This is a genomic window from Kitasatospora sp. NBC_00070 (assembly GCF_045041205.1).
Classification (GTDB): Bacteria; Actinomycetota; Actinomycetes; order Streptomycetales; family Streptomycetaceae; genus Kitasatospora.
Window position 1 is genome coordinate 1,877,041 of the sequence record NZ_CP108247.1, and the last position, 17,293, is coordinate 1,894,333.

Here is a 17,293-nt window from a genome sequence, read left to right on the forward strand (position 1 = left end):
GCGACGAAGCCGGACGCTAGGGGTTCATCGGGGCGTGCGCGGTCCACGGGTCGGTGACCCGGTGCGAGACCTTGGTCTCCAGCTGCCAGCCGTGTGCGGCGGCCGCCTCGGTCAGGCCGCGCTCGGCCAGCCGCAGCCAGGGCCACTCGGTGGCCCAGTGCGCGGCGTCCACCAGGGCGACCGGGGAGGCCTCGGTGGCCTCCGAGACCGGGTGGTGCCGCAGGTCGGCGGTGACGTAGGCGTCCACCCCGGCGGCCCGGACCTCGGCGAGGAAGCCGTCGCCCGAGCCACCGCAGACCGCGACCCGGGTGATCACCCGGTCGCCGTCCCCGGCGACCCGGACCCCGGTGGCCGTGGCGGGCAGCCCGGCGGCCACCCGGGCGGCGAAGGCGGTGAGGGTGAGCGGCGGTTCGAGCAGGCCGATCCGGCCGGAACCCCGGCGGCCCGCCGGGTCGGTCGGGTCGGCGACCAGCGGCCCGAGCACCCGCAGGCCGACGGCCTCGGCCAGCGCGTCGGAGACGCCCGGGTCGGCGTGGTCGGCGTTGGTGTGCGCGACGTGCAGCCCGATCCCGGCCCGGATCAGCTCGTGCACCACCCGGCCCTTGAAGCCGGTGGCGGCGACGCTGGTGACCCCGCGCAGATAGAGGGGGTGGTGGGTGACCACCAGGTCCGCACCCCACTCGACGGCCTCGTCCACCACGGTCTGCACCGGGTCGACGGCGAACAGCACCCGGGTGACCTCGGCCTCGGGATCGCCGCACACCAGGCCCACGGCGTCCCAGGACTCGGCCCACCTCGGCGGGTACAGCTCTTCGAGCGCGTTGATGACGTCGGACAGTTTCGGCACCTGTCGAGACTACCGCGCGCGGGCGGCTCCCCCGGCCCCGGGCGCTGCCGGGGGAGCCGCCCGCCGCCCGCCGGGCACCGCCGTCCGGACCGCACCGCCGTCCGTCAACCGGCGCGCGGCGGCAGTTCGGGGTGAACGGGAGGGGAACGGACCGCCTTCACCGGGCGGGTACTGGTCACACCGCCCCGGTCGCACGCATTCGAAAACGATTCGAGATCACCCTTACGAGTGAAGTGACCCGATCCACGTTGAGTCGGTCGGCCACCGAAAGTAACTTCGGTGTTGCGAACGGGAGTTACCCCGACCGGGGGGTCTTGTGGGCGCACTGCCGAAATTGTCCGGCGGTGCGGCCGGGGTGAATTTCCGGACGTCCGTGAAAACCGATGCAGCGACAGAGAAGTGGGGTGCGGAGCAGATGGGGGCGGCCACACCACTGCGCACGGCCGGGGGGACGACGTCGGTCGACGTCGGGCCGGCCGTCGACGGCTCGCTGACGGAGGCGGCCCGGGCCGCCGTGGTCGGCACCGGGCGCCGGGGAGGCGGCGGTGACTGGGAGTTCACCGCCGAGGCGCTCTGGTGCACGGCCCGGCCGGCCGGGGTCGACACGCCCGGGCAGGGCTGGAAGCTGCACGTCAGTGCCGCGTCCGAGGCCGCGGTGGCCGTACTCGCCGCCGTGGCCGGGGTGATCGCCGCGGATCCCTGCGTGTTCAAGTTCGCCGCCGATCAGGAAAAACTCCACCAGGTCAATTCGCGGAACAGCGAGCGCGGCTCGGCCGGGAAATTCGTCACGGTCTATCCGGTGGACGAGGAGCAGTTCCGACGGTTGGCCGCCGAATTACACCTGGCCACCGCGGAATTCCCCGGCCCCTCGGTGCTCTCCGACCGTCCGTACGCCCCCGGCAGCCGGGTGCACTACCGGTACGGGGTCTTCACCCGCCGCGCCGAGCTGGGCAACGACGGTGCGTACCGCTCGATGCTGCACGCACCGGACGGCACCCGGGTCGAGGACGTCCGGGCCGCGAGCTACCGATGTCCGTCCTGGCTGGTCGACCCCTTCGAGGGGAGGGGGTCGACGGCCGCACCCGCCGCCACACGGAAGGCCGGGGGCGTCCTGCTGAGGGGCAGGTACGCGCTGACGGCGGCCGTCCGGCACGGCACCAAGGGCGGCGTCTTCCTCGGGCGGGACACCGAGGCCGACCGCGAGGTGGTGGTGAAGCAGGCCCGGGCCCACATCGAGGTGGACCGGTCCGGTACGGACGCCCGGGCGGCGCTGCGGCACGAGGCCGAGCTGCTCGGCCTGCTGGCGGGAGCGGAGCTGGCGCCCGGGATGATCGACCTGATCGAGCAGGGGGACGCGGTCTACCTGGTGCAGGAGCGGGTGCCCGGGGTGGCGCTCGGGGCCTGGGTGGCGGGGCAGCTGCGGCGGGACGGCAGCCCGGACGTGCCGTGGGCCGAGGCGCGGGGGGTCGCGCTCGGGCTGGTCTCGCTGGTGGCACAGGTCCATGCCAGGGGGCTGGTGCTGCGGGACTTGTCGCCGGGGAACGTTATGGTGCGGCCGGACGGTTCGTTGCGGCTGGTCGACCTCGAGCTGGCGGCGGCGGTCGGGGCGACGGTGGGCACGGCGGGGACGCCGGGGTACCGGGCACCCGAGCAGGAGCCGGCGGTGTGCCGGGCCGGGTTCGCGGCGGATCTGTACGCACTCGGTGGGTTGCTGTTCCTGTTGGCGACGGGGCACGATCCGCTGCTGCCGCCGGGGGAAGGCTCGTTGGAGGCGTGGCTGGCGGCTGCGGGGCGGGCCGGGGAGGCGGCTCGGCGGCTGGGGGCGGTGATCCTCGGGCTTCGTTCACCGGATCCCGAGCTCAGGAAACTTCCGTCCACCGCACCGTTCCTGACCGACGCTGTCGGTGCGACGTACCCGGAGCCGGGGTCGCCTCGCGGCGGAGCCGCGGATCAGCAGGACCTCGAGCCCCTGATCGTGGACGGCGTGGCTCAGTTGATCGCCACCGCGACGCCCGAGCGGGCCGACCGGCTGTGGCCGACGGTGCCCGGGGGGCAGTTGACCGATCCCTGCAACGTGCAGCACGGGGCCGCCGGGGTGCTGGCGCTGCTGGCCCGGGCCACGGTGGCCGGGCTGCCTGCGGGCGGGGCGGCGGCGCTGGCGGCCGACTGGATCGAGCGACGGGTGGCGGCCGAGCCGACCGTGTTGCCCGGGTTGCACTTCGGGCGGTCCGGCACCGCCTGGGCGCTGCTGGACGCCGCCGAGGCGCTGGGCGACCAGGAGCGGGCCGGACGGGCCGTCAGGTCGGCCCGCGAGGTGCCGTTCCGCTGGCCCAACCCCGATGTCTGCCACGGTGCGGCCGGGGCCGGCCTCCTCCAGCTGCGGCTGTACCGGGCGACCGGCGACGACAGCTACCTGGACCGGGCGGCCGACTGCGCCACCACCCTGCTGGCCTCGGCCGAGCGGGAGCCGTACGGGCTCACCTGGCCGGTGCCGAAGGGCTTCGACTCGGTCTTCGCCGGGGCGGGCCAACTCGGCTACGCCCACGGCGTGGCCGGGGTGGGGGCCTTCCTGCTGGCCGCCGGCCTGGCCGCCGAGGACCGGCGGGCGCTGGACGGAGCGGCCGAGGCGGTCCGGACGCTGGCCGCGACGGTCCGTCAGGACGGCGCCGCCGCCTGGTGGCCGCAGGGCGCGGGCGATCCGCCGCACGTCCGGCTGGCGCACTGGTGCAGCGGGTCCTCCGGGGTCGGCAGCTTCCTGGTCCGGTACTGGCGGGCCACCGGCGACGAGACCGCCCACCGGCTGGCGCTGGCCGCCGGGCAGGCGGTGCTGGACGCCCGCTGGCACAGCGGGGTGAGCGCCTGTCACGGCCTGGCGGGGAACGGCGAGTACCTGCTCGATCTGGCCGAGGCCACCGGCGAGCGGCGGTTCCGCACCGGCGCCGAGGAGTTGGCCGGGCTGATCGCGGCCCGCGCGGTGCACCGGGACGGGCGGCTGGTGCTGCCCGACGAGACCGGGCTGAGCTCCACCCCCGCGTACGGGACGGGCACTTCGGGCCCGCTCGCCTTCCTGCTCCGGCTCCGGTACGGCGGCCCCCGACTCTGGCTCGACCCGCTGCCGCTCGCCGACCGGCCCTGAGCCGACCCCGACCGACCGACGACCACCCGAGGAGGTGAGCCCGGATGAACACCGCCACCCGCACCACCGCCCAGGCGCTGCGCCGTCTGAGCTTCACCTTCGCCATCGACGGCTCGCACGCGGCCTGCCTGGCCGCCGGAGCGGACGGCGGCTGGTACGCCGAGAGCTGGCGGCTGCCCGCCGAGGGCCCGGCCGAGCCGACCGCCCTCCCGCTGCCGGGGAACCGCTCGGAGAGCCTGCACTCCCAGCTGGTCAGCCTGCCGAACGGCCAGGTGCTGGTCTGCCGGCACGACGGGGACCGCCACACGCTGCTGCTGCTCTCCGCACCCACTGCCGAACACCCCACCATCGAGCAGGAGTTGACCACCCTCCGGCGCCCCGGCCTGCGGCTGCTGGCGATGCCCGGCGGCCCCCGTCCGGCCGGCGCTCCGGTCGCGGTCGCCCTCGGCACCGACACCCGGCCGGTCACCACGGTCTGGCTGGTCCCGGCCGACGGCACCGCGCCGATGGAGGTGGCCGAGCTGCCCGGCCTGCACGGCGGCGGGGTCTGGCTGGACCACACCGGTCGGCTGCTGGCCCTGGACCGGGTGCACCGGGGGAAGGTCCGCACCGTGCTGCTGGATCTCGAACTCGGCCAGGTCACCCCGCTGTTGGAGATCAGCGAGCAGAGCAACGACCGGCTGGCGCTGTACGACCCGGACACCCGCTTCGCCATGGTGCGCAGTGACGCCACCGGCACCGACCGGCTCGGCTGGGGCCTGCTCGGCGGCCGGGAGCCGCTGCGGTTCCCCGAGACCCTGCACGTCCCCGGCGTCTTCCTGCGACCGATCGCGCTCGACCGGCAGTCCGCGCCGGACGGCCGGCGGGTGGTGCTGCAGGTCGACCACGGCGCCTCCTCCGCCCTCACCCTCTGGCAGCCGGAGCTGAACCGGCTCACCGCGCTGCCGGTACCGCCCGGGCGGCTCGGTGCGGTCGGTCACTGGTCGGCCGCCGGTCTGCGGATGCCGTACTCGGCCCCCGACCACCCCGCCGCGCTGGCCACCATGGACGTGGACGCCCTGGTCGAGCGCGGGCAGCCGGCCCAGGCCGCGGCCGTACCGCTGCCGCTCCAGCTGGCCCCGCTCGGCCGTGGCAGCGACCGTTCGGTGCAGCCGGGCCGGGGCACCGCCGGGCCGGTGGGCTGGCGGCTGGACGGCAGTGCGGGCCCCGGTGACGGCGGTCGCTGGCACCCGGCGCAGAGTCTCCAACTGGCCGGTCCGGCCGGGCCGATCGAGGCGGTGGTCTACGGCGGCGACGCCTGGCTCAGTTCGCCGCACCTGGTGCTGGCCCTGCACGGCGGCCCGGCCGACGCCTGGCGGCTGGAGTTCGACCCCGCGCTGCAGCGGATGGCAGCCGAGGGCCTGGCGGTGCTGGCACCCAATCAGCGCGGCTCCACCGGCTACGGGACGGAGCACGCGATGGCCATCCGGGGCGCCTGGGGCGGTCCCGACCTGGCCGACGTGCTGCACCTGCTGGAGGGCGTGGCGGGCCAGCGGGCGGCGCTCGGGCTGGAACCACCCGCGCTGTTCGGGGTCAGCTACGGGGCCTTCCTGGCCCTGCTGGCCACCGCCCACGCGCCGCCCGGGCAGGTCGCCCGGTGCGCGGTGGTGGCCCCGTTCCTGTCCGGCGCCCGGCTGCTGGCCGAGGCGGCCGCCCCGGTCCGGGCGCTCACCACCCGGCTGGGCGGCGGCGATCCGATCGACGACCGGCGCGGCCCCCGGGACGTGCTCCAGCTGGCGCACCGGATCGGCACTCCGCTGCTGATCCTGCACGGGGACCGGGACGAAGTGGTGCCGGTCAGTCAGTCCCGGGCGCTCCGGCACGAGTTGCTGCGACTGGGCCGGGCCGAGGGATCGGACTTCCGCTACGTCGAGGCCGCCGGGGCCGGGCACGAGGTGCTCGCCGAGGAGGGCGCGGCCGTGCTGCACGAGCTGCTGGCCGCCTTCCTGCGCACCGGCCGGCCCACCTAGTGCCTTCGCGGCACCCACAGACTTCCCCGGCCGGACCGGCCGGGGACGACGTCACCCGCACCTGCGGATGACGGACCATCAAGGGGAGGACCCATCATGGAGAACTTCGAGACCGACCTGGCCGCTCTGCAGGACCTGCCGGAGACCGAGGCCGTGGAGCTGGGCGGCCACGGTGGCGGCTGTCAGTTCACCTGTCTCATCCTGACCTGCCTGATCTTCACCGTCAGCTAGTAGGTCGGCAGTTCGCACCGGGCCGTGCCCGCTCCCTCCCGGGGGGAGCGGGCACGGCTCCCGCCGTGGGGCGGGCCCTGCGGGTCGGCCGGTGACCCCGGGTGGTCACCGGCCGACCCGCAGGACCCGCCCCGGCGCACTCCGCACACGTCTCGGCAGACCCTTCAGGAGGTGGCAGCGCCATGCGCGGCTGGGTGATCGTGCTCTCGGCGGCCGTGCCGGTCGAGGCGGCCGCGACCCTCGCGCTGCCCGGCACGGTGGGCGGCGCGATCGACGGCGGGTCGGCGCTGCCGCTCGCCGGGGTCCTGCTGGTCGGCGCCCTGGCCGGGTCGGTCGCCACCCTGGCCGGACCGGCGGTGGCCGCCGACACCACGGTCGGCCTGCGGCAGCGCCTGCTCCGCCGGGTACTGGCCCGGGGCCCCGTCCCGGGCGGACCGGCCACCGGTGACCTGACCGCCCGGCTGGTCGGCTCGGCCGCCGACGCGGGAGGCGCGCTGCCCTCCCGGATCACCGCCGCCACCGCGCTGCTCACCTCACTCGGGGCCGTGCTCGGCCTGGCGCTGCTCTCGCCCTGGCTGGCCGCCGCGTTCTTCGCCGGGGTGCTGCCCGGTGTGCTGCTGATCCGGCTGTTCCTGCGCGACGTGGCCCAGGCGTTCACCCGCTACCAGCAGGTCCAGGCCGAGCTGGCGGCCCGGCTGACCGGCGCGCTGGCCGGGCTGCGCAGCATCCACGCCGCCGGGGCCCGGGAGGGCGAGACGGCCAGGGTGCTGGCGCCGCTCCCCCGGCTGGCCGAGGCCGGGCACGCGCTCTGGGGGACCCAGCGGCGGACGGTCTGGCAGGCCACCCTGCTGGTCGCGCTGGTCGAACTCAGCGTGCTGGGCACCGCCGGCCTGCAACTCTCGGACGGGACCCTGCGGCCCGGCGAGCTGGCCGCCGCGGCTGGCTGGGCCGCGCTCGGCCTGGGCTTCTTCGAACAGGTCGAGGCGCTGGCCGGGGTGGCCCACGCCCGGGCCGGGCGGGACCGGGTGGCCGAGCTGCTCGACGCCCCGCCACCACCCCCCGGCACCCGTGATCTCCCGGACGGGCCGGGAGAGTTGACCCTGATCGGGGTGAGCGTCGAGGGACTGCTCGGCCCGCTCGACCTCACCGTCCCGGGCGGCCGGACGGTCGCCTTGGTCGGCCGGTCGGGCTCCGGCAAGTCGCTGCTCGCCGCCGTGGCGGGCGGCCTGCGCGCCCCCGACACCGGTCTGGTGCTGATCGACGGCGTCCCACTCGCCGAGCTCACCCCCGGGCAGCGGCGCGCGGCCGTCGGGTACGCCTTCGAGCGCCCGGTGCTGGTCGGCGCCACCGTCGGCGAGGCCCTGGAGGGCGCGGGCGGTGCGGAGACCCGGGCCGCCCGGGCCGACGGCTTCCTGGCCAGGCTGCCGCTCGGCGATGCCACCCCGACCTCCGAACTACGGCTGTCCGGCGGCGAGTTGCAGCGGCTTGGGCTGGCCAGGCTGCTCGCCCAGCGACCCCGGGTGATGATCCTGGACGACGCCACCTCCAGCCTGGACCTGGCCACCGAGCACCAGGTGACCGAGGCGCTGACCCGGGCCACCTCGGGCCGGACCAGGCTGGTGGTGGCGCACCGCCCGGGCGCCGCCGCCCGCGCCGACCTGGTCGCCTGGCTGGACGGCGGCAGGCTGCGCGCGCTGGCTCCGCACAGCACCCTGATCAAGCAGCCGGACTACCGCGCCGCCCTGGCGGCCGTCCCCGCCCCGAGGAGCGCGCCGTGAACCGCTCACCCGGCTGGACCTTGCTGCGGGGCCAACTCGCCACCACCAGGCCGGCCTTGGTCCGGGTGCTGATCTGGTCGGCGGTGGAGGCGCTGCCCTCGCTGCTCTCCGGGCTGCTGATCGCGGCCGCCGCCGACCGGGGCTTCCTGGCCGGCCGCCCCGCCGTCGGCTTCGCCTGGCTGGCCGCCTTCGCGGCCGCGGTCGGGGTCCGCGCGTACGCGGCCCGGGCCGCCTTCCCGTACGTGGCGGCGGTGGTGGAACCGCTCCGGGACGCCCTGGTGCACCGGGTGGTACGGAGCGCCCTGGGCCGGGCCGAGCCGACCGGCGACGGTCCCGCCGAGGTGGCCCGGCTGACCGAACAGGTGGAGTCCGCCCGGCAGTTGACCGCCACCCTGCTGCGTACGCTGCGCAGCGTGGGCATCACCGTGCCGGCCGCCGTGCTCGGCCTGGCCGTGCTCGCCCCGGTGACCCTGCCGCTGGTGCTGCCGCCGCTGGTGATCGGCGGCCTGCTGTTCGCCCGGCTGCTCGGCTCGCTGGTGGCCCGTCAGCGGGCCGTGGTGCTGGCCGACGAACGGGTCGCCGCCGAGGCGGGGCTGGCCTTCGCCGGGGTGCGGGACATCACCGCCTGCGGCGCACAGGACCGGGTGGAGGCTTCGGTGGGTGCCGCCGTGCTGGCCCAGGGCGCGGCGGTCCGCGCGCTCGGCCGGGCCGCCGCACTCCGCACCCTCACGGTCGCGGTCGGCGGTCGGCTGCCGCTGCTGCTGGTGGTCGCGGCCGCACCCTGGCTGGTCGACCACCGGCAGCTGACCACCGGCGAACTCCTGGGCGTCTCCGCCTACTTGCTGCAGCAGCTCGAACCGGCCGTCCGCAGCCTGGCGGGCATGGTCGGCAGCTGGCTGCTGGAGCTGGCCGTGGTGCTCGACCGGCTGGCCACGCTGCCCGATCCGCCCGCCCGGCCGAGCGCGGAGCCGACACCGACACCGACACCGACACCGGGGTTGGAGCCGGCGCCGGCGCCCGCCGTCCTGGTGCGCGGTCTGCACCACACCCACGGGGCGGCCGCCGAGCCCGTGCTGAGCGGGCTCGACCTGACCCTGGCGCCCGGCGAGCACCTCGCGGTGGTCGGCCCGAGCGGCGCGGGCAAGTCCACCCTGGCCGCCCTGCTGGCCGGCCTGGTGCCGCCCCAGCAGGGCGCGGTGACCGTCGGCGGCGCCGCCCCGCACGCCCTGCCGGACCGGGCCAGGGCCGGCCTGGTCGCCCTGCTGCCGCAGGAGGCGTACCTGTTCACCGGCACCGTCGGGGAGAACCTGCGCTGGCTCCGGCCGAAGGCCACGGATCAGCAACTCGCCGAGACTGCGAGGCTGTTGGGTGCGGCGGAGCTGCTGGATCGGCTCGGCGGCCCGGCCGCCGAGCTGCCCGACCCGGCCGCCCTCTCGGCCGGGGAACGCCAGCTGCTCGCCCTGGTCAGGACCTACCTCTCGCCCGCGCCCGTGGTGGTCCTGGACGAGGCGACCTGCCATCTGGGCACCCCCGCCGAGGCGGTGGCCGAGGCCGCGTTCGCCGCCCGGCCCGGCACCCTGGTGGTGGTCGCACACCGGATCGGCTCCGCACTGCGCGCCGACCGGGTGCTCCTGCTCGACGGGGGCCGGGGGCTGATCGCCCGTCACGGCGACCTTCAGGTGCTCTCGCCGCTCTACCGCGAGCTGGTCGGCCACTGGCTCGGCTCGACGCTGCCGCAGCCGGACGGACTGGCAATCGTGCCCGGGCCGTGATCGTGTCAAGGGGTGGCCGACCGGATCACTGGATATGGTGACCCGGGTATCCCTTGCAACACAGAACCGCACCCTCGCACGGAGAAGTAACGACATGTCCGAGACCCGAAGCGACACCACCCGGCACGACGGCACCGGGCCCGGCTCCGACACGGACCGGTCCGAGGGAGCCGTGCACGGCCGCCACCGGGGCGACACCGCCCCGGACGACCGGCCCGACGCGGACCCGCACGGCCGTCACCGCCGCTGAACGGTTCGTCGGCTGACGGTCCGCCACCGCACGGGCAGTGCGGGTGGCGGACCGTCAGCCGTCAGCCCAGCGTGATCACGGTGCGCAGCGCCTCGCCGCTGCGCATCTGGGCGATCGCCTCGTTCACCCCGGCCAGCTCCACCCGGTGCGTGATCATGCCCGCCAGGTCGAGCCGCCCGGCCCGCCAGAGCTCGATCGCCCGCGCGGTGGTGCGCCGGATGTCGCCGCCGCCGTACATCGAGGGCAGCAGGCGCTTCTCGTTGAAGAACAGCTCCCCCATGCTGAACTGCACCAGGTCCTCCTGGGCCCCCGCGCCGATCACCACCACCGCACCGCCGCGCCGGGCCGCGTCGTACGCCGCCCGTACGGTGGCCGACCGGCCGACCGCCTCGAAGACGTAGTCGTAGCCGCCGCCCGAGACGCCCTTGGCGGTGGCCCTCAGCTCCTCCGGGCCGATCGCGTCGGTGGCGCCGAAGCCGAGCGCGCGCTTGCGCCGGGACTCCACCGGGTCGACCACGGTGATCCGGGCCGCGCCGCAGATCCTGGCCCCCTGGACGGCCGCGATGCCGACCCCGCCCGCGCCGATCACCGCGACCGAGCTGCCGGGCTCGACCCGCGCGGTGTTCACGGCGGCGCCGAGACCGGTGGTCACCCCGCAGCCGATCAGTGCGGCGAGCTCGTACGGCAGGTCGGCGGGCAGCACGATGACGCTGTCGGCGGGCACCACCAGCTCCTCGGCAAAGGTGCCGGTGCTGTAGAAGCCGAAGACCTCGGTGCCGCCCTGCCGGAAACCGGCCGAGCCGAGCCGGCGCAGGCTGGCCACGCAGAGCTGGGTCTGTCCCCGGAGGCAGTGCGGGCAGCTGCCGCAGGGCGGCATCCAGCAGAGCACCACCCGGTCGCCGACCGCGACCCCGGTGACGCCCTCACCGGTCTCGATCACGTCCCCGGCCCCCTCGTGGCCGGGCACGAACGGCGCGGGCTGCGGCAGCACGCCGCTCATCGCGGACAGGTCCGAGTGGCACAGGCCGGCGGCCCGGAGCCGGACCCGGACCTTCCCCGGGCCGAAGCCGACCGCCTCGACGTCGTCGCGGACCTCCAGTGTGTCCTGGCCGATCTCGTGCAGGATCGCTGCGCGCATGGGGCTTGCTCCCGGGTTCGCCGATGGGTCGGAGCAGCGTACTCAACGGCTCCGCGGGGCTTCCTGTAGAACGGGTTCCAGAAACGCGTCCAGATATACCCCATCCCCCGGCCTGCGGGAACCCCTCCTACCGTCCAGTAGGGTCCAGGCAGAGACCGGCCACCCCGCCCCCGGCCCCGCGAACAGGAGCAGCACGATGACGGACGCCCGCCCGGCCCCCGAGGTGCTCGCGGCCTTCGAGTCGGCGACCGGCTTCATGCCGGTGGACGAGGGTCTCGCCCTGTACGCCGCCGCGCGCCGGGCCGCCGGCGCGACCGGTCTGCCGCTGCTGGAGATCGGCAGCTACTGCGGGCGGTCGGCGATCCTGCTGGCCGACGCCGCCCGGGCCACCGGGACCGTCGCCCTGACGGTGGACCACCACCGCGGCTCCGAGGAGCAGCAGCCCGGCTGGGAGTACCACGACCCGGAGCTGGTCGACCCGGCGGTCGGGCTGATGGACACCCTGCCGACCTTCCGCCGCACCCTGTTCCGGGCCGGTCTGGAGGACCACGTGGTCGCCCTGGTCGGCCGTTCCCCGCAGATCGCCGCGGTCTGGGGCGGGAAGCTGGCGCTGGTCTTCATCGACGGCGGCCACACCGACGAGCACGCCACCGGCGACTACCTGGGCTGGGCCCCGCACCTGGCCGAACAGGGCCTGCTGGTGATCCACGACGTCTTCCCGGACCCCGCCGACGGCGGCCAGGCCCCCTACCGGGTCTACCTGCGCGCGCTGGCGGAGGGCTTCGAGGAGGTCTCGGTCACCGGCTCGCTCCGGGTGCTGCGCCGCCGCTGACCCGCGCACCGACCGGGCGACACCCGAAGATCGTCGTGGTCCTGCGGGCACCTTCCGCGATGCTCTAACGTCATCCCACATGCCGGGCCGACCGGGTGGCCGCCGTTGGTGCGCCCGGAAACTGCCGGTACGGTGTCGCCGGACGACCGGACGACGTGAATCCAGGACGCACCACAGCGGGGGCGAGGCCAGGCATGACCGAGCAGGAAAACACCGCACCCGCGGTGTGGGACCCGACCGCGCGCGGGGGCGCCGGTGGCTGGGTCCGCCCGGCGGCCACCCGGGCGGCCACACCCCCGCCGCAGCCGCCCGCCCCGCAGTCGGCCGACGACCACCAGCAGACCGAGACCTTCCCGCTCGCCCCGCCGCAACCGCCCCGGCAGGCGTACCAGGCACCGTCCGGGCCCGGCGCGGTCGGCGACCACGGCCCGCCGCTCGGCGCCCGCCCGTACCTGCCGCAGCCGGGCCCGGCCGCCCCGCCGCCGCCGCCGTTCGGCGGACCCGCGCCGCCCCCGGGCGGGTACGGTTTCCCGCCGCCCGCACCGACCGGCGGCTTCCCGGGGGCCCAGCCGCCCGGGGCGTTCCCCGGCCAGGCACCCGGCCACGCACCGGGTCACGCACCGCCGCCCGGCGCGTTCCCCGGCTACCAGCAGTCCGCCGCGCCGCGCCCCTCCTACCCCGAGTACGAGGAGCTGCCCGAGCACCGGCCGCGCCGCCGGGTCCCGCTGCTGGTCGCGATCGGCGTGGTGCTGCTCGTGGTGGTCGGCGTCGGGGTGGCCTGGGCGGTCCGCAACGGTGACGAACCGTCACACGGAGCGGCGCCCGCCGTCTCCTCCCCCGCCGCCCCGCAGCCCGCCCCGGCCCAGAGCACCCCGGCCGGCCAGCCCTCGGCCGACAACTCGGCCTCCCCCTCGGCCGGTTCGGCCAACGGACCGCAGGCGGCCGCCCAGGCCAAGGCGCTGGACGAACTGCTCACCCGGGGCGAGGGCGCCAAGGCGCCGATCGGCAACGCGGTGGCCAAGGTGAACAGCTGCCCGGGCAAGGCCGAGATCACCGGCGCCGTCGAGGTGTTCGAGACCGGGGCGACCCAGCGCGACCAGTTGGTGGCCGACCTGGCCAAGCTGGAGTTCGGCGACCTGCCCGCCGGGGTGGAGGCGGTCGCGCTGCTGAAGACCGCCTGGCAGACCTCCGGCGACATCGACCGGGCGTACGCGGCCTGGGCCCGTACCGTGGGCAGCCAGGGCTGCACCGGCGGCGCCGCTCCCGGCGGCGCCGACCTGAAGCGGGCCAACGAGCTCAACCCGCAGGCGACCCAGGCGAAGAAGGACTTCGTGGCGAAGTGGAACTCGCTGGCCAACACCTTCGGTCTGACGCCCCGTACCTGGGACAGGATCTGAACCACTCGTGACCGGCACCATCGGCGCCCCGCGTCGCTCCCCGCTGTTCCGGCTCTCCGCCCTGCTCTGCGCCGTCCTGCCGCTCTGCGCGGCGGGCTGCGCGGGGCCGTCCGGCCCCGCCTCCGACGCCGCGCGCCCGGCCACCGCCGCCCCGGCCGAGGAGCTGCCGGTGCTGCCGACCTTCTGGCCCACCGCCGGTGCCACGCCCGCCCCGGCCGCCACCCCGTCGGCCGGCCCCGGCAACGCGGCCGCCGCCGGGACCACCGCCGCCCGTCCGCTGACGGGTCGTACGGTGCTGCTGGACGCCGGCCACAACACCGGCAACGCCAAGTACACCCGCGAGATCAACCGGCAGGTGGACATCGGCAACAGCCGGAAGGAGTGCGACACCACCGGCACCTCGACCGACGCGGGCTACAGCGAGGCCGAGTACACGCTCGACGTCTCCCGCCGGGCCCGCACCCTGCTGGCGGAGCGCGGCGCCAAGGTGCTGTTCACCCAGGACGGGGACCGTCCGTGGGGGCCGTGCATCGACGAGCGGGCCAGGATCGGCAACGAGGGCAAGGTGGACGCCGCGGTCTCGGTGCACGGCGACGGGGCGCCGGCCGCCGCCCAGGGGTTCCACGTGATCATGCCTGCCAACGTGAAGGCCGGTAAGGCCGACACCGAGGCGATCGTGGCGTCCTCCCGCCGGCTCGGGCTGCTGCTGCGCGAGCAGTTCAAGGCGGCCACCGGCGAGCCGTACGCCGACTACATCGGCGATCAGGGCCTGGACACCCGCAGCGACCTCGGCGGGCTCAACCTCTCCAAGGTGCCGAAGGTGTTCATCGAGTGCGGCAACATGCGAAACTCGGGCGATGCCAAGCGGATGACGGACCCTCAGTGGCGCCAGCAGGCCGCCCAGGGCATCGCCGACGCGCTGACCGCCTACCTCACCACACCGGCGGGCTGACCGGGGGCCGATCGCGGGTGATTTGCCACGACACCCCCCGATTCGGCAGCCCGCCGTGCACTCCCGAACGGCTTGGCCCTAGGCTTTTGCCCCGTCCGAACCACACTGCCGTCCACGACATACACCGACGAGGGGAACGTTAGTGAATCTGCGCGCTCTCACCAGGGGAGACGCCGCCGTCGCAGGTGCGGCCGTCCTGCTGTTCATCTCTTCCTTCCTGCCGTACTTCAGCGTCGACAGCTGCGTGCTGAAGGTCTGCTCCTCCTACTCGCAGAACGCCTGGACCTCCGACCTCTTCCCGGTGCTGCCCTCGGTCTACCTGCTCGGCCTGATCGCCGCGGCCCTGATCCTGCTGCACCGCTTCCAGGGCGAGGCCGTCGCCGGCCGCCAGGTGCTCGGCCTGCGGCTCGACCAGTGGGGCGTCGCGCTGGCCGTGGCCGCCCTCTGGTCCGGCGTCTGGGCGCTGGCCGGTGGCGGCGGCATCAGCCACGGCTTCGGTGCCTGGCTCGGCGTGCTCGCGCTGCTGGTGCTCGCCGGAGCCGCGGCCGCCGGTCCGCTGGTGCCCGCGCTCCAGGGCCCGCTGCTGACCGACAAGCCCCCGGTCACCCAGGCCCCGTACTCCGGCGCCCCGGTCGGCGGCTTCCAGCCCGCTCCCGGCCAGCCCGGCCAGTACGGCTACCCGGCGCAGGACCAGGGCCTGGCGCAGGGCCAGCCCGGCCAGGGCGGTCTGCCCGGCTACACCGCCCAGCCGGAGCAGCAGCACGGCTACGGCTACCCGACGCCGGGGCAGGCCGCACCGCAGCCCGCCCCCGCGCACCAGGAGCCGACCCAGGTCCAGCCCGCCGTCCCGGTGCCCACCCCGGCCGCCCCGGCCGCGGACTTCGCACCGTTCTGGTTCGCCGTCCCGGCGCCGCGTCAGCTCGCGCCGAAGGACAACCCGGTCGGCCCGCCGGTCGGCGAGCTGGTGCCCGGCACCTGGTACCTGGCGATCGAGCAGCGCGGCAACTCGCTGGTCGCCCAGCTCCAGGACGGCTCGCACGGCCTGCTGAACGACGCCTCCGGCATCCAGCGCGGCTGATCCGGTCCGGTACGTGCGGAGGGGCCCGGGGACATCACGTCCCCGGGCCCCTCCGTCGTCGTGTCAGCAGCAGTCGCCGACGACCAGTCCGGCCGGCAGCTGGTCCCCGCCGAAGACCGCCACCGTCGCGTGGTCGCCGCCCAGCGCCGCCACCGCGAGCAGCAGCGCCCCGGCGGTCCAGGTGGTGCGCTCCTCCGGCCAGATCGCGTCGTCCTCGAAGACGTACCCGGTCCAGTAGGAGCCGTCCTGGTGCCGCAGGTGCTGGATCCAGCGCAGGATCTCCACCGCGCGGTCGGACTGGCCCACCGCCCAGAGCGCGAGCGCGAGTTCGGCGCTCTCCCCGCCGGTCACCCAGGGCCGGTCGCTGACGCAGCGGACCCCGAGGCCGGGCACCACGAAGCGCTCCCAGTCCCGTTCGATCCGGGCCACCGCTTCCGGGCCGCGCAGCGCGGTGCCGAGCACGGGGTAGTACCAGTCCATCGAGTAGCGGTCCTTGTCGAGGAACCGCTCCGGGTGGTGGGTGATCGCGTGCCGGAGTCGTCCGGCCGCCAACTCCCAGTCCGGCTGCGGCTCTTCGAGGTAGTCCGCGATGGCGAGGCCGCACCGCAGGGCGTGCAGGATGCTGGACGAGCCGGTCAGCAGCGCCTCCTGCGGCGCGCTGCCGTCCTCGTCCTGCCGCCAGGCGATCGGGCCGCCCGGCAGCCGCAGCCCGACCGTGAAGTCCAGTGCCCGGCGGACGGTCGGCCAGATCCAGTCCAGGAAGGCGTCGTCGCCCGAGGAGAGGTGGTGGTGCCAGATGCCGACTGCCAGGTAGGCGCAGAAGTTGGTCTCCTTGGCCCGGTTGGTCACCTCGCCGTCCACGTACGCCGCGTACCAGGAGCCGTCGGCGTTCTGCCGGGCCGCCAGCCAGCGGTACGCCGCCTCGGCGGCGGCGTGTTCGCCCGCCGTGTCCAGGGCCATCGCGGCCTCGGTGTGGTCCCACGGGTCCAGGTGGCCGCCGGCGAACCACGGGATGGCGCCGTCGGGCTGCTGGTCGGCCAGGATCGAGCGCACCGTGTCGGCGGCCTGACGGGCGTCCAGCACCCCGTCCAGCAGCAGCGCCTCCGGGATGGCGGCGGTCACGAGCCGGCCCGTCGCGGCTTGCCGGCGTACACCACGAAGCTCTTGCCGAGCACCGGGTTGAGCGCCTTCTCGGCGGCCTTGGTGATCTTCGAGATCACCGGGGTGCCGACGATGTCCCAGACCAGCAGCTGGTGGTAGGCCCGGACCGGCAGCGCCTTGTCGTTGTTGACGCCGACGGCGCACTTGATCCACCAGTACGGCGAGTGCAGCGCGTGCGCGTGGTGCTCGCCGTACGGCTCCAGGCCGGACTCCCGCACCTTCTCGACCAGCTCGTCGCCCTTGTAGATCCGGATGTGCCCGCCCTCGACCTCGTGGTACTCGTCGGAGAGCGCCCAGCAGATCTTCTCCGGCAGGTAGCGCGGCACGGTGACGGCCAGCAGGCCGCCCGGCTTGAGCACCCGGACCATCTCGGCCAGCACGCCCTTGTCGTCCGGGATGTGCTCCATCACCTCGGAGATGATGATCTTGTCGAAGGTGTCGTCGTCGAACGGCAGGTTGAGCGCGTCGCCCTCCATCGCCACCGCCGAGGCCCCGGCCGGCGCCTCCCCGGCCTGCTCCATCGCGGCGAACCACCTCTGCACCTCGGCGATCTCGTCGCCGTTCCGGTCCAGGGCCACCACGTTCGCGCCGCGCCGGTAGCACTCGAAGGCGTGCCGGCCCCCGCCACAGCCCAGGTCGAGCACCCGGTCGCCGGGGGCGAGCGGGAAGCGGGAGAAATCGACGGTCAGCACTGCGGGGCTCCCATTCGTTG

At 75.5% G+C, this 17,293-nt stretch carries 14 protein-coding genes; 10 read left to right on the forward strand and 4 right to left on the reverse strand.

Going from position 1 to position 17,293, the window contains the following annotated elements; genetic code table 11:
- Window positions 1-16: 16 nt before the first annotated feature.
- Complete coding sequence (locus OHV05_RS08705) at window positions 17-847, reverse strand: Nif3-like dinuclear metal center hexameric protein (RefSeq protein WP_405017141.1); 831 nt, start codon at window positions 845-847, stop codon at window positions 17-19.
- A gap of 415 nt (window positions 848-1,262) precedes the next feature.
- Here OHV05_RS08705 and lanL point away from each other — a divergent pair, with 415 nt between their 5' ends.
- The 6 genes from lanL to OHV05_RS08735 all read left to right on the forward strand — a co-directional run bounded on the left by lanL (window position 1,263) and on the right by OHV05_RS08735 (window position 10,023).
- Complete coding sequence (gene lanL, locus OHV05_RS08710) at window positions 1,263-3,983, forward strand: class IV lanthionine synthetase LanL (RefSeq protein ID WP_405017142.1); 2,721 nt, start codon at window positions 1,263-1,265, stop codon at window positions 3,981-3,983.
- Between the two features lie 44 nt (window positions 3,984-4,027).
- Window positions 4,028-5,992 (forward strand): alpha/beta fold hydrolase, encoded by a 1,965-nt coding sequence (locus OHV05_RS08715; protein WP_405017143.1) that lies wholly within the window; start codon window positions 4,028-4,030, stop codon window positions 5,990-5,992.
- A gap of 96 nt (window positions 5,993-6,088) precedes the next feature.
- Entirely contained in the window at window positions 6,089-6,223 is a 135-nt protein-coding gene (locus tag OHV05_RS08720) for a VenA family class IV lanthipeptide (protein ID WP_350667585.1), read from the forward strand.
- Window positions 6,224-6,405: 182 nt separating this feature from the next.
- Complete coding sequence (locus OHV05_RS08725) at window positions 6,406-8,001, forward strand: ATP-binding cassette domain-containing protein (RefSeq protein WP_405017144.1); 1,596 nt, start codon at window positions 6,406-6,408, stop codon at window positions 7,999-8,001.
- Window positions 7,998-9,773, forward strand: a complete 1,776-nt coding sequence (locus OHV05_RS08730; protein ID WP_405017145.1) for an ATP-binding cassette domain-containing protein — start codon at window positions 7,998-8,000, stop codon at window positions 9,771-9,773. The genes OHV05_RS08725 and OHV05_RS08730 overlap by 4 nt, the downstream gene beginning before the upstream one ends.
- A gap of 94 nt (window positions 9,774-9,867) precedes the next feature.
- Window positions 9,868-10,023 (forward strand): hypothetical protein, encoded by a 156-nt coding sequence (locus tag OHV05_RS08735; RefSeq protein ID WP_405017146.1) that lies wholly within the window; start codon window positions 9,868-9,870, stop codon window positions 10,021-10,023.
- 61 nt (window positions 10,024-10,084) lie between these two features.
- Here OHV05_RS08735 and OHV05_RS08740 read toward each other — a convergent pair whose 3' ends face one another.
- A complete protein-coding gene (locus OHV05_RS08740) occupies window positions 10,085-11,161 on the reverse strand; it encodes a Zn-dependent alcohol dehydrogenase (protein WP_405017147.1) in 1,077 nt (358 codons plus the stop codon).
- A gap of 196 nt (window positions 11,162-11,357) precedes the next feature.
- On the opposite strand from OHV05_RS08740, the gene OHV05_RS08745 reads away from it, so the two are divergent.
- The 4 genes from OHV05_RS08745 to OHV05_RS08760 all read left to right on the forward strand — a co-directional run bounded on the left by OHV05_RS08745 (window position 11,358) and on the right by OHV05_RS08760 (window position 15,420).
- On the forward strand, window positions 11,358-11,993 hold the full coding sequence (locus tag OHV05_RS08745; RefSeq protein ID WP_405017148.1) for a class I SAM-dependent methyltransferase: 636 nt from the start codon (window positions 11,358-11,360) through the stop codon (window positions 11,991-11,993).
- Window positions 11,994-12,187: 194 nt separating this feature from the next.
- Entirely contained in the window at window positions 12,188-13,390 is a 1,203-nt protein-coding gene (locus OHV05_RS08750; RefSeq protein WP_405017149.1) for a hypothetical protein, read from the forward strand.
- A gap of 7 nt (window positions 13,391-13,397) precedes the next feature.
- Window positions 13,398-14,342 carry an N-acetylmuramoyl-L-alanine amidase gene (locus OHV05_RS08755; protein ID WP_405017150.1) on the forward strand — a complete coding sequence of 315 codons (945 nt, stop codon included), beginning with the start codon at window positions 13,398-13,400 and terminating at the stop codon, window positions 14,340-14,342.
- A 142-nt stretch (window positions 14,343-14,484) separates the two neighbouring features.
- Window positions 14,485-15,420 carry a hypothetical protein gene (locus OHV05_RS08760; protein WP_405017151.1) on the forward strand — a complete coding sequence of 312 codons (936 nt, stop codon included), beginning with the start codon at window positions 14,485-14,487 and terminating at the stop codon, window positions 15,418-15,420.
- A gap of 63 nt (window positions 15,421-15,483) precedes the next feature.
- On the opposite strand, the gene OHV05_RS08765 is transcribed toward OHV05_RS08760, so the two are convergent.
- Both OHV05_RS08765 and OHV05_RS08770 read right to left on the reverse strand, forming a co-directional pair.
- Window positions 15,484-16,542: a prenyltransferase gene (locus OHV05_RS08765; RefSeq protein WP_405017152.1), complete on the reverse strand. Its 1,059-nt coding sequence runs from the start codon at window positions 16,540-16,542 to the stop codon at window positions 15,484-15,486.
- Complete coding sequence (locus OHV05_RS08770) at window positions 16,539-17,273, reverse strand: class I SAM-dependent methyltransferase (RefSeq protein WP_405017153.1); 735 nt, start codon at window positions 17,271-17,273, stop codon at window positions 16,539-16,541. The genes OHV05_RS08765 and OHV05_RS08770 overlap by 4 nt, the downstream gene beginning before the upstream one ends.
- Window positions 17,274-17,293 lie beyond the last annotated feature (20 nt).